15 protein-coding genes are annotated in these 12,892 nt (G+C 39.3%); 1 reads left to right on the top strand and 14 read right to left on the bottom strand.

Annotated features, from left to right (window positions below; all coding sequences use genetic code 11):
- Position 1: 1 nt before the first annotated feature.
- From ACKWBX_RS03940 to cyoE, 13 genes are all read right to left on the bottom strand, one after another.
- Positions 2-1,231 (bottom strand): ABC transporter permease, encoded by a 1,230-nt coding sequence (locus ACKWBX_RS03940; RefSeq protein WP_413967350.1) that lies wholly within the window; start codon positions 1,229-1,231, stop codon positions 2-4.
- A complete protein-coding gene (locus ACKWBX_RS03935; RefSeq protein WP_413967349.1) occupies positions 1,224-1,925 on the bottom strand; it encodes an ABC transporter ATP-binding protein in 702 nt (233 codons plus the stop codon). The genes ACKWBX_RS03940 and ACKWBX_RS03935 overlap by 8 nt, the downstream gene beginning before the upstream one ends.
- Before the next feature lie 98 nt (positions 1,926-2,023).
- Positions 2,024-3,136 carry an efflux RND transporter periplasmic adaptor subunit gene (locus ACKWBX_RS03930; protein ID WP_413967348.1) on the bottom strand — a complete coding sequence of 371 codons (1,113 nt, stop codon included), beginning with the start codon at positions 3,134-3,136 and terminating at the stop codon, positions 2,024-2,026.
- A 32-nt stretch (positions 3,137-3,168) separates the two neighbouring features.
- Complete coding sequence (locus tag ACKWBX_RS03925; RefSeq protein WP_413967347.1) at positions 3,169-4,425, bottom strand: ABC transporter permease; 1,257 nt, start codon at positions 4,423-4,425, stop codon at positions 3,169-3,171.
- A gap of 44 nt (positions 4,426-4,469) precedes the next feature.
- Positions 4,470-5,720, bottom strand: coding sequence for an ABC transporter permease (locus ACKWBX_RS03920; RefSeq protein ID WP_413967346.1), 1,251 nt, complete (start codon positions 5,718-5,720; stop codon positions 4,470-4,472).
- Positions 5,721-5,836: 116 nt separating this feature from the next.
- The gene (locus ACKWBX_RS03915; protein WP_413967345.1) at positions 5,837-6,046 is read right to left on the bottom strand and encodes a hypothetical protein; all 210 of its coding nucleotides are present in this window, start codon (positions 6,044-6,046) and stop codon (positions 5,837-5,839) included.
- Between the two features lies 1 nt (position 6,047).
- Entirely contained in the window at positions 6,048-6,581 is a 534-nt protein-coding gene (locus ACKWBX_RS03910; protein WP_413967344.1) for a DUF420 domain-containing protein, read from the bottom strand.
- 1 nt (position 6,582) lies between these two features.
- A complete protein-coding gene (locus tag ACKWBX_RS03905; RefSeq protein WP_413967343.1) occupies positions 6,583-7,308 on the bottom strand; it encodes an SCO family protein in 726 nt (241 codons plus the stop codon).
- Complete coding sequence (locus ACKWBX_RS03900; protein WP_413967342.1) at positions 7,308-7,940, bottom strand: hypothetical protein; 633 nt, start codon at positions 7,938-7,940, stop codon at positions 7,308-7,310. Before ACKWBX_RS03900 ends, ACKWBX_RS03905 begins: the two co-directional genes overlap by 1 nt.
- 169 nt (positions 7,941-8,109) lie before the next feature.
- A complete protein-coding gene (locus ACKWBX_RS03895; protein ID WP_413967341.1) occupies positions 8,110-8,493 on the bottom strand; it encodes a cytochrome C oxidase subunit IV family protein in 384 nt (127 codons plus the stop codon).
- A gap of 37 nt (positions 8,494-8,530) precedes the next feature.
- Positions 8,531-9,508 carry a cytochrome c oxidase subunit 3 gene (locus ACKWBX_RS03890; protein WP_413967340.1) on the bottom strand — a complete coding sequence of 326 codons (978 nt, stop codon included), beginning with the start codon at positions 9,506-9,508 and terminating at the stop codon, positions 8,531-8,533.
- Positions 9,509-9,606: 98 nt separating this feature from the next.
- Complete coding sequence (locus tag ACKWBX_RS03885; protein WP_413967339.1) at positions 9,607-10,188, bottom strand: cytochrome c oxidase subunit 3; 582 nt, start codon at positions 10,186-10,188, stop codon at positions 9,607-9,609.
- Complete coding sequence (cyoE, locus tag ACKWBX_RS03880; RefSeq protein WP_413967338.1) at positions 10,189-11,091, bottom strand: heme o synthase; 903 nt, start codon at positions 11,089-11,091, stop codon at positions 10,189-10,191. It lies immediately after the preceding gene.
- 113 nt (positions 11,092-11,204) lie between these two features.
- Here cyoE and ACKWBX_RS03875 point away from each other — a divergent pair, with 113 nt between their 5' ends.
- Positions 11,205-12,083: an MBL fold metallo-hydrolase gene (locus tag ACKWBX_RS03875; RefSeq protein WP_413967337.1), complete on the top strand. Its 879-nt coding sequence runs from the start codon at positions 11,205-11,207 to the stop codon at positions 12,081-12,083.
- A gap of 73 nt (positions 12,084-12,156) precedes the next feature.
- Here ACKWBX_RS03875 and ACKWBX_RS03870 read toward each other — a convergent pair whose 3' ends face one another.
- On the bottom strand, positions 12,157-12,861 hold the full coding sequence (locus tag ACKWBX_RS03870) for an energy transducer TonB (RefSeq protein WP_413967336.1): 705 nt from the start codon (positions 12,859-12,861) through the stop codon (positions 12,157-12,159).
- Positions 12,862-12,892 lie beyond the last annotated feature (31 nt).

The following is a 12,892-nucleotide window of genomic DNA, read 5'->3' as shown; positions in this document are numbered from 1 at the left end:
ATTATTCGTCTCTTAGTGCTACAATGGGTTTTATACGGGCCGCACGCTTTGCGGGAATATAACCGGCAATTGCGCCAAAAATAATGAGAACTATAGTCGCAAAAATGGCTACGGGCATGTCTATGTAAGGGTTGGTGATAAAGAAGTCCTCTAATTTTTTGTCCAAGGAACTCAGAATGGCAATGCCAATGAACATTCCTATGATACCTGAGATGGCCGTAATGAAGACCGATTCCAATAAGATTGTTCCGATTACCGCTTTTGGTGTTGCACCCAACGCTTTTCGAATACCAAGTTCCTTGGTACGTTCCTTTACCACAAAAACCATAATGTTACTGATACCGATGATTCCCGCTATAATAGTTCCAAAGGCTACAAAAGAAACTATGATTTGTAAAACTCTGGCCAATTGTTGGGTCTGTTTCAAGCCCTCGGCAATATTTCTGATAAATATGCCATTTTGATCTTCTGGATTAATATATTTCTTCTCCTTTAAAAAATCCCTAAGACTTCTTTCAAAAGCTATAGCTCCGTTATAGCCCAACTCGGGTTTAAAGGCTGTAATAATCTGATCTATCTTGTCCGTGTTCTTTTCAATTAACTGTCTTGTTGTGTAGGGAATGTAGATTCTTCGTTCCTCGTCATCTCCCCCGTCATCTTGATACACACCGATTACCTTAAAAACACTTCCGGCAATGTCAATATATTTCCCCATGGAATCCTCATTACCAAAAAGGTCTATTTCTACCAACCTACCGATAACGGCGTGTTTTGTCTTTTTATTGATATCGATAGAATTAAGATATCTGCCCTTCATCATTATGGTTTTTTCAGCATATTGATGTGAAGGTGCTACCGCTCTTGTAGAGTAATTGTTGGATTGATTTTTATATTTCACCAATCCGTTTCGCGAAATTCTTGGAGAAATATATTCTAAAAACAATGGGAAATTCTTTTTAATATCCTCTAAATCGGAATTGTCAAATTCTATTCTTCTTCCTGATTTATAACCCTTATAGGGTTTTGTTGTCTGGCCGGGAAAAAGGACAATCAAATTCTGGGCATCGTCCCTAAAGAACATATCAAATGTGTTGATGAGACCATTCCCAAAACCGAAGAGTACTACAAATATTAGAATACCCAAAGCTACCGTAAAACCGGATAAGAACGTTCTTAACTTGTTTTTCTGTATGGTCTCGAATATTTCCCTCCAGTTATCCCTACTAAACATATTCCGAAGCTCTTACTTGCTTAACTTTTTTATCTTCTACAATAATACCATCCTTCAAATGCACGATACGTTTGCACATATCCGCAATATCGGGCTCATGCGTTACAACCAGAATCGTATTTCCGGCATCGTTTATTTTTTGGATAAGATCCATCACCTCATAGGACGTTTTACTGTCCAAAGCCCCTGTGGGCTCATCGGCCAATAAAACTTTGGGCTCTGCGGCCATGGCCCTAGCTATGGCCACCCTTTGTTTTTGACCCCCTGAAAGTTCACTGGGAAGATGCGTGGCCCATTCCTTCAGGCCAACCTGTTCTAAATATTTCAATGCTTTTTCTTGACGTTCTTTTCTACTAACTCGCTGATAATACAAAGGCAGTGCAACATTTTCCATGGCGCTCTTGTAATTTATCAAATTGAACGATTGAAAGATGAAACCCAAAAACTTATTGCGATACTGCGCCGCTTTGGTCTCATTTAGGTTTTTGATGGGAACGCCATCCAAAGTATAGCTGCCACCGTCCAACTCGTCCAACATTCCTAAAATATTAAGCAACGTGGACTTACCCGATCCCGAAGATCCCATAATAGCGACCAGTTCTCCTTCTTCTACCGAAAAATTGATTCCCTTTAAAACATGTAGGGAGTTGCTCCCCATTTTATAGGATTTATGTAGTTCTTTAATTTCTATCATGTTGGTTCTATTATGTAGTTTGGAGAATTCTTGAAGGACTTCCATAAGTAAGACATCCAATCCTCAAAAATGTTACAAGATTTATCTCTTTTTTGTTCTTAATTATTATCTTCTTCCGGTTCTATCTCGTTCCAGATTTTAATTTTATCTTCTTCGTTGATACCGGATTTTACTTCTACGAAAATACCGTCACTTATTCCCAGATCAATATCCCTACGCTCAAATTGTTGTTCGCCTGTCGCTACTTCCACATAAGGTTTTTTGGTATCTTCATCAAACTGTACCAAAGCTTCTTTTAGCGCAAGAACACTATCTACTTTCGCTAAAATAATGGAGGCATTGGCACTTAGTCCTGCACGGATAAATACGGAATCTTGTTTGTCCATTGTGCCTTTTATCTCAAACTGAATGGCACCGTTTTCCTCTTTTCCCTTAGGAGCGATATAATCCAAGACGGCATCAAAAACTTTATCCTCAATAGCTCCTACGGTGATTTCCAAAGGAAGATTTTCTTTTATTTTCCCCACTTCGGATTCATCTACTTTTCCTTCAAAAATCATTTTATCCACATCAGCGATTGCAGCAATGGTAGTTCCCTCATTGAAATTATTGCTCTCTATCACTTGATTACCTACTTCTACAGGCACTTCCAAAACCATACCGCTCACAGTTGCCCTAATTTGGGTATTGGCAGCATTACCATATCCTTTTGCCGTTCCGGTTTTAACAATATCATATCTTTTATTGGCAGCACCATAGGCTTGTTTGGCTTGGTCATAGGATACTTCTGCTCGCTCCAAATCTACCTGCGAAATAACTCCTTTAGCAAAAAGATTCTTTTGGCGTTCCAAATTTCTCAGTTGATCGTCCAGACCAATTTTGGCTTCGTCAATGGCATTCCTAGCATCGTTTAAAGCATTCAGGTTCGGGACTACCTTAATTCTTGCGAGCAGATCACCGGACTTTACATAATCCCCTCCTTCTACGAATACCTCTTCTATAACTCCGGAAATATTGGGCTTTATCAATACTTCTTCCAGTGGAAGAATGCTTCCCGTGGCCACCGTTTTTTTAACAATGGTCTTTTTTGAAGCTTGCTCCGTCTCATACACAACAGGGTCTTCCGAATTTTTTTGATAGAGATAGTACATTGCTCCTCCGAAAAGCACGATGATGAGCAATAAAATAATTCTGGTAACCGATTTTTTCATTTTTGATTGGTTTAATATAATTGATGAATATGTTATTCTGTTCGTAAAGCTTCTATGGGTCGCACCCGTATGGCACTATTGGCAGGAATGAAGCCAGCCAACAATCCGGACAGTACTAAAATGACAAGTGCACTGATTACAACGCCTAAACTAACGCTGGGATTCAAGAACATATCTACAGGACCTACCGATTCCAACAAGGCATTGATACCGTAAATGGTCAGCGAACCAAAAATGATACCGACCATACCGGAAATGATAGTTAAGAAAATGGATTCCATCAACACCTGTATGCGTATGGACCATGGGTTTTCACCCAAAGCCCTCCGAATACCAATTTCTTTTGTTCGCTCTTTAATGACGATCAACATGATATTGCTCACTCCGATGATTCCCGAAATCAGTACTAAAATCCCGACAAAATAAGCTACGAACTTTAGTGCACCGAACAGGCTTTCTACACGATTGTATTGTTCATAAAGATCAAAGTAACCAATGGCCCTTTTATCATCCGGATGTACCTTACGGCTTTGTTTTACGGTGCTCACCACTTTTTCCTTTAAATTACTGATAGAACTACCGTCTTTTGCCGTTATGGCCATCCAACCTACATTATCGGCACGATTAAAGGCCTGCGAAAAAGTAGTGAACGGCATAAAGATTTCACGCTCACCGTTCTCGCCGCCACCATTGCTTGTTTTTTGTTTATAAGTACCTATGACCATAAAATTTATACCGCTTATTTTGATATAGGTTCCCAAAACTTCTTCATCTTTCTCATATAATTCAGAACGAACGCGATCGCCGATGACCACCACTTTTCGTTTGCTCTGAATATCATTGTAATTGAAAAATCGACCTTTAGCAGTATAGATGGGATTCTGTTGTATAATTTCGGGATAGTCCCCAAATACGGTGTATTGACCACTTTCCAAACCTCTGACAACGTTATCACCTTCAGCTTGGCGCATACGATTTCGGGGCGAGATGATGCGTAGCTCAGGAACATTTCGCCGAAGCAATTCCACATCCTCTAGCTTAAAATTAAAGTCCCTACCTTCTGGAAGCCCTAGATGCGCCATAGTAGTGGTCCTGGTCCACATGAACATTGTGTTGGTCGCCACCCCATTAAAATCCTGGCGGATACCATTTTCCAAGCCTTTTCCCGCAGCGAGAAGTACAATGAGAATAAATATGCCCCAACCTACACCAAAGGCAGTAGCCACGGTTCGCCAGACATTGCTAGAGAGTACTTCCAAGATTTCTTTCCAACGGTCCTTACTGAACATAATCGCTATTTGGTTTTATATGGTGAGACAAACTATCCATTTTTCTATTCATCACGCAATGCCTCGATTACCTGAACCCTAACCGCTTTCCACGCGGGGAAAAATCCAGCTAAGCTGCCGGCTACTATCAATAAAATAACCGTAGTAAGCGCTACATTAAAATTAACGGACGGGTTTAAAACATAATCTACCTTCACATGGGGTCCAAGCAGTTCCAAGAGTCCCATACTGAAAATGAGTCCACTAAAACCTGCTATGGCGGTCACGAATATGGCCTCGTGCATAATCATTCCGATAATGGACCATGGTTTGGCACCCAATGCTTTGCGAATCCCTATTTCCCGGGTCCGCTCCTTTACAACGATCAGCATAATATTACTTACACTCACTACTCCCGCTATAATCGTAAAAAAGCCCACTACCCAAAAGAAAAACTTAATACCGCCAATCAAGGAATAATACCTTTTCGCTTCTTGTATGGGATTCCAAATGTGTATAGCACGTTCATCTTCAGGAGCAATATTGTGATATCCTTTTAAATAGGTGAGCAACGCATCGGTAAATTCTTGATTTTTTGCTACGGTGGCATCAAAAGATTCCATCTCAGGAAGCATGAAATTGATGTTATTCAGTTTATCGCCACCATTGAATGCGATTTGCGCAGTGGAAATTGGGATAAAAATGCGCTCTTCCTCACCTTCATTGTCTCCATGCTCCCCGAACACTCCTACTATTTTAAAACCGGCCCCGGAAATTGTAATATATTCTCCCACGGGGGATTCCACTTCTGAAAATACTTCCCTTTTAATTTTTTCGCTGATTACCGCTACCTTGTTGTGCTCGCGTACGTCCGTCTCGTTGATATATCTTCCTTCTGAAAGGTATTCGTTTTCAATGACCTGAAGGTTCCCGTTTGTTCCCTGTATACGATATACCAACAAATCGTTTTTATATACTACTTGGATATCCCTGGGCATGTAAAGCATCGAAGCTTTTTCATAAGAGTCCTCAAAAGCCGTTGTGGCCATGTCAAAGTTCTCGTTGCGGAGTTGAACACGGCGACCTGGATTTAGTCCCTTATATTCTATGGTAGTTCTTCTGGGCCAGACCCAAATACTGGTCGCGGCATCTTCTTTAAACTCTTCGGCAATACCGTTTTGCATGCCTTGCCCAAAACCTAATAAGATAACGAGAATAAAAATTCCTGAAGCCACGGAGAGTCCTGTGAGGAAAGTACGCAATTTGTTTTTCCGAATGGTATCGAAAATTTCTTGCCATCGTTCTATGTCGAACATGAGTGATTGATTTTGATTGATGAATGCAATACACGTATTGCATATACATATGACTAGCTATCCGCAACAATGTTACAGATAAACCGAAAAAAAAATGTTAAAACTTTAAAATTATGTTAAGAACGCATTTTCCGATATACGAAATAGAAGAGTACGGCGACCAAAACATAAGGTATGGCCATTAAATATACGATACCATTGTTTATACCTTCGGCAGCTCTACCGGATGCTTCACTTTCCAAAACAGCACGACACATGGCACATTGCGCCCCGGCGAAAAAAGGAACAAGTAGAAATATCAAAAAAGAGAACCGTATTTTCTTCATATCAATGGGCATAATAGGGCGAAATCATTAGATAGACCACGACACCGGTTACGGCCACATATAACCAAATAGGGAAAGTATATCTTGCCAATTTCCTGTGAGCTACAAAATCTTTTAAATAGGCTTTTGCATAAGTACGTAGTACCAAAGGTATAATTGCAATTGATAGTATGATATGCGTTACCAATATAAAATAATATACATACTTAATCATACCCTCACCTCCATAGGAAGTAGAATCCGAGGTCATATGGTAAGCAATATACATGACCAAAAATAATAGGGAAAGCCCAATGTTGGTGGTCATCAAATTTTGATGCAATTGTTGCTTTCCACTTTTAATGGCCCAAACAGCTATCAATAAAAAAAATGCTGTAAGTCCGTTAATACTTGCATAAATAGGGGGTAAAAATGACAATGACTCTACATTGGGGATTTTCACGCCAAAAAGTAAGGCAACAACGATTGGCACTATTACGGAAACTATAGTAATTAGCCTATTGAACTTCTTTTCTTTTAAAGCGATATCCTCCATATTATTCTTCGAGCAATTTTTTGATATCCTCCTTTAGCATGCTTATCTGTTCTTTCTCGCCTTCCCTATTTTCACCCATTTCTTCCGAAATGGCGCCTCTATAATATACGATAGGGTTTCCAAAATCATCCAACCTAGAGCGTAAATACCCTTCTTTGTCCACTAATGCGAACAAGCCAGAATGCTCAAAACCTCCTGGAGCATCTGGCATTTCAGCAGCAAAAATATTGAATCCGCCATTCGCCAAATCGTAAATAGCATCCCTATCTCCGGTCATTAAGTGCCAATCCATATCTGTAATGCCATATTTCTCCGCATATGTTTTAAGAACCTTTGGCGTATCATATTGTGGCGTAATAGTGAAGGAAGCAACCCCAAAGTTTGAATTGTAGCCAAAATGATTTTGAAGTGTGACAAGGTTTTTGGTCATAATGGGACAAATACTGGGACAAGAAGTAAAAAAGAACTCGACCAAATAGACCTTTCCCAGATAATCCTTATCCGATATTAACAAACTGTCCTGGTTTACAAATTGAAACTCGGGGACACGCCTTTTTTTTCCATTTAACTTAATATAACTAAGCTTCTGTTGCTCTTTGGAAACGTTCATACGATCAAGTTCCACTATAGAACCCGTTTTTATACGCTCCACGATTCTTGGTATTACGATAATGCCAAAAATCAAGATAATCAAAGAAACCCAAATATAAGTGTACTTTTTGTTCACTACTTGTCTCTGTTTGCGTTATTCTTTTTCAATGCCAATCTATACTCGGCAAGAATGATTTTCACATCATCTTCCATCTTGTTGTTCAGATCTGCCACAGAATTGGTATTAAATCCATATTTGGTTCCCTCATCTTCATCTTCCGTTCTACCCCTTAGATTTCTATCCTTATCGATAATAAAAACATATGGCGTTGCCAAATTTTCATCCAAGGCCAAATCTGTTTGTAAGCTATTGAAAATTGCTTTTATGGCATCAGGCTCTGCGTAAACAAACTTCCATTTTGAGACATCGGCTAAATCAGAAAGCTCTTCTTTCAATTCTTCGACCATTTCTTTGGTTCCCACAGGCATCACCATGACAAACTGAAAGTCCTTGAATTCGTAAAAACGTTTGTAGATTTTCTGATTCAAGTTAAAGGCGTTGCCTTTCTTTTGACCGACCTCGTTTCCCAAAAAACCTAAAACCGTGATGTTGTCCGAAAACTTTACATTTTCGCTATCTATGGAAATTTCATCAATATTCTGGGTAAGTGTTGGTAGTTTACCAAAGTTGTTCACCCCCGATGCAAAAAACAGATACGCGACAATAGGCAGTATAAAAAGAACAACGAGTACAAAAGTTTTTTTCATCTAGTGCGTTTTCGGTTTTGTCCAAATATTGAACTCAATTTGCCGAACATTCAATTTATCCCGCAGTATTATTTTAATGCTTTATATCATAATTTACTGCAGAAAATAAACCTTTACAAAAATAAAAAAGACGGTCTTTAAACCGTCTTTTTATTCTGTTAATTCTATTCTAGAAATTCCACGTGACGAACCCGTCTTTGTAAATATTATAGATGTAATCTGCTTCTACCAGCAAGATGAAAACCAAATAGATGACCAAGAAAATAGGTGTCCAAACAATAGCTCTTCTTAACGTACTTTTCTCGTCTCTTAAGTGCATAAAATCCCAAGCAATATAATATGCCTTGACCAAAGTGAGGATAATGAATATCCAGTTCAGCAACTTCATACCCAAAAAATAAGTTCCCGTTAAAGCTGCAGGCTTTATAATACCTAGAACAACCTCAACAATAGTGACCAATGTTAAGAATATAAGTACCCCCCAGATTTTCTGGGTGTTGGATTTGAATTTTAATAATCCTCTAAAAATTTCAAGTTTATGCTCGTGTGCCATTTTTTATAATCGAATATTTTAAAATATGCTTCTGAATCTATACCAAATAGAAAAACGTGAATACGAATACCCAAACCAAATCTACAAAGTGCCAATATAAACCAACTTTTTCTACCATCTCATAATGTCCTCTTTTCTCATAAGTACCAATAACGACATTAAAAAATATGATAAGATTGATCATCACCCCTGAAAATACGTGGAAACCGTGGAACCCTGTTATGAAGAAAAAGAAATCCGCAAAAAGACGGCTCCCATATTCATTATGAATAAGATTGGCCCCTTCTACGACTTCGACCGCATTTTTAAGCTTGTCCAAGGATTCTTTTCTAGACAATACTGTCTTCTCACCCTCTTCGTTTATCAACTCGGTACGAACGACAATATTGGAATTAGCTTTAAAACCCTGAATGACCTCATTCACGGAGTAGCTAGGCAAAGGTGTTTCATCATAGTACCACACCCCATTTTTACGTTCGTGCTCGGTTCTTTCACTGGGTATGGTCGTTGCAAAATCCGCTAGGGCAGCTCTTTTACCGGTATCCGTATTTACAAATTGCAAAATTCTACCACCCTTTGTTTCAATTGCACCATAATCCCCTTTGATAAAAGTTGCCCATTCCCAAGCTTGGGAACCTACGAATATGGCACCACCAATAATGGTAGCGAACATATACCAAATTACAGCGTTCTTTTTCATTCTATGCCCTGCATCTACCGCCAACACCATGGTTACCGATGACATGATCAGGATAAAGGTCATGAACGCCACATAGTACATAGGCGCCTCCACTCCATGGAATCCAGGGAAGTGGGTAAAAACTTCATCCGCAATAGGCCATGTTTCAATAAATTTAAACCTTGAGAAGCCGTATGCGGCCAAAAAGCCTGAAAAAGTAAGTGCATCCGAGACAAGGAAAAACCACATCATAAGCTTGCCATAACTAGCTCTTAGCGGTCGGTTTCCGCCTCCCCATACATTTTCTTCCGTTGCCGTTGTAACCGTAGAATCCATAAATTGATTTATCGTTTTAATAAAACTTTAGCAAAAATACCTTTTTTTTAAACTATATAAAAGCACAACAAGTTCAAAACTCCCATTGTTTTAAAATATTATTTGACCACCGTCATAAAGACTATTAGATACACCCAAAGCAAATCCAAAAAGTGCCAAAAAGTAGCTCCCAGGGAAAGTCCCAAATGCCATTCCGCCGAGTATTTTCCTTTCCATTGATTATAAAGTACCACTAACAAAGAAATAATTCCTGCCACCACGTGAACAACATGCACCATAGCGATCAAGAATACGTAAGACATTTTAATGGTACTGGTAGGGCCCGTAAAGTAATAGCCCTGGGCCACCATTTCAGAAAAACCATTGAACTGAAATACAATAAATGCAATACCTAATCCGAGGGTGACCAATAACCACGTTGTGCATAATTTTTGATTGTTTTCCTTAATCGCTTTTCTGGCCAAAATGTAGGTAACACTACTAATGATAATTAACGCGGTACTAATGTAAAACGATGAGGGCAAATTTAACTCCCTTATCCAATCCTCTCTGGAACTACTAACGATGTAGGCACTTGTCCAACCTGCAAAGCCCATTAAAAGGCTTACAATACCGAACCACAGCATCATCTTTTTTGCTCTAGCACTTTTATCCCTTTCCGTTCCCTGTGTTAAATCCATCTATGCTAAAAATTTATCAATTACATATACCACCTGCATTAGCGTTATATAAGTAACGCTCGCCAACATCAATTTCCTGGCCGATGCATTATCCCTGCTTGTGTAAAGCCGTAACGCAAAAAATAGCATCACTCCTCCCATTAAAAAAATCAATATTGCCGCCGGAACAGATAATTGCAGCCTTCCGGTGATTCCAAATACCGGTATCACGGATATAAGCATCATCCAAATGGTATACATGATAATCTGTAGTGCCGTTCCTTTGTCTTTTTTGCCTGTAGGCAGCATTTTGAATCCTCCCTTTTTATAATCCTCATCTAACATCCATCCCAATGCCCAAAAATGGGGAAACTGCCAAAAGAACTGAATCATGAAAAGGGTACCCGGTTCAATACCAAACTCATTGGTTGCCGCCACCCAACCTAACATAAAAGGAATAGCCCCCGGAAAAGCTCCCACAAAAACCGCTAATGGGGTTATAGTCTTTAACGGGGTATACACGCTCGTGTACAAAAAGATAGAAATAGCCCCGAACATTGCCGTTTTGGGATTGAGGATATATAAAGAAACGACCCCTAGAACGGTTAGCAGTATTGCGATGCGCATAGCGGCCGAAACGGACATTCTGCCAGCAGGAATTGGCCTGTTCGCGGTACGCTTCATCAAAGCGTCCAAATCCTTCTCGATTACCTGATTAAAGGCATTGCTTGCACCTACCATGCAATATCCTCCAAAAGCAAGTAACGCAATGGATACATATTGAATTTCATAAGCCCCCAAAAAATAACCCGCAATAGAGGAAAACACCACGCTAATGGCCAATCTCGCCTTGGTAATCTCCTTAAAATCAGCAAAAAGCAATGTAAAAGAACTTGTTTTTGCCACCTCTACCGCAGTCTTCATTCTTTCAATTATAATAGGTCTGCAAAGATAACCCCCAACACATATTTCTGCAATTAAATACCCCTATTTCTCCTATATTTGAAACGATTAAGCTAATTCATAAAAATCTTAAAATGAAAAGAATTCTATTTTTTGCACTAACACTTTCCTTTTCTTGCTGGAACATTTCCGCTCAACAGAATGACGTGAAAATTACTATTGACACACTTTCCCAAGATGTATATATGCTGACTGGACAGGGTGGCAATATTGGTATCTACGTGGGAAAAGAACATGTTTATATGATCGATGATCAATTTGAACGGCTTAGCCCCTTGATCAAAACCGCTATAGGAACACTCACCAAAAAACCAATAAGATATCTTTTCAATACACATATGCACGGAGATCATTCGGGAGGAAATAGAAGCTTCAACACCGCAGAAACTACTTTGATAGCCCATGAAAACGTTCGGAAAACCTTGAAAAATAAATTGAAGGACAAACCGGAGCTGGGTATAGAAATACTTCCAGAGCTTACTTTTTCGGAAGATATGACCCTGTATGAAGATGACGAGACCATCATGGCATTTCATGTACACAATGCGCATACGGATGGTGATGCCATGATCTATTTCGTGAACAATAACGTTTTGCACATGGGAGATACTTATTTTTCTGGCCGATATCCGTTTATTGATTTAAAAAGCGGCGGAAGCGTTACGGGTTATATCGCTGCACACGAAAAAGCTCTTCTAGTCATCAATGAGGATACTAAAATCATTCCAGGACATGGAAGACCCTCTAACAAAGCCGAACTTAAGAAATATGTTGCAATGCTAAAGGATATCAAAAAAAATGTAACAAAGGCAATAAAAGAAGGGAAATCTCTTGAAGCGGTAACGAAGGACGGAAGCTTGACCGCTAAGTACGACACTACCCATGGAGGAGGCTATATTGACCCCGAAAAAAACCGGATTACTTTTTACGAGAGTCTTAAAGGTGCTGAATAAGATATAAATAATACCAAATAAAAAAGGCCCGAACTTTCGTTCGGGCCTTTTTTATGATAACGTAATATCTATACTATTGCAATTTAAAATTAATCGGAATACTAAAAGGAACCCTTACAGCTCTACCTCTTTGTTTTCCTGGTGTCATTTTAGGAAGTTTACCAATAATCCTGGCAGCTTCTTTTTCCAAATTTTTATCCGGTCCACGCATTCTAATGTTACCTATGCTACCGTCTTTTTGAATAACGAACATAACGCTAACCCTTCCTTGAACACCCATTTCCTGGGCAATTTCTGGATAACGAAAGTTCTTACTGATATGCTTTTGTATCATTTTGTTAAAACAAGCCCTCTTGTTGCTTTCGTTTTCACAGCCTGGAAAAACGGGCACATTTTCAATAACGGCAAAAGGAACATCTACATCCTCTTCCACTTCTTCTACGACAACATCCTCTACCTCAACAATTTCTTCTTCCTGACTTGTTTCCGTAGACTCGATTACCGTTTCCTCAACTTCTTCCTCATCTTCAACAACCTCGATAATTTCAGGTGCTGCCGGAGGTGGTGGAGGTGGTGGCGTTTTAATCTGCTCCGTCATTGGGACCTCTTCATCCAACAAATCATCTACGTTCATCGAAGTATCATATTCATTGGTTTCGTCATACGTTTTCCATTCGAATGCCACATAAGTGAACAACATTACCGCGAACAATCCAACCACAAAATAGAGACTGCTATTCTTGGTCAAATCAGCTTTTGGATTCTTTTTAGGTTCCATATCTAATAATTTAGTGTTTGCTAATTTAATT

It is taken from the genome of Maribacter algae, from assembly GCF_047345745.1.
GTDB lineage: Bacteria > Bacteroidota > Bacteroidia > Flavobacteriales > Flavobacteriaceae > Maribacter.
Note: the sequence above shows the minus strand (reverse complement) of the source record. Positions and strands in the feature narration are given on the sequence as shown.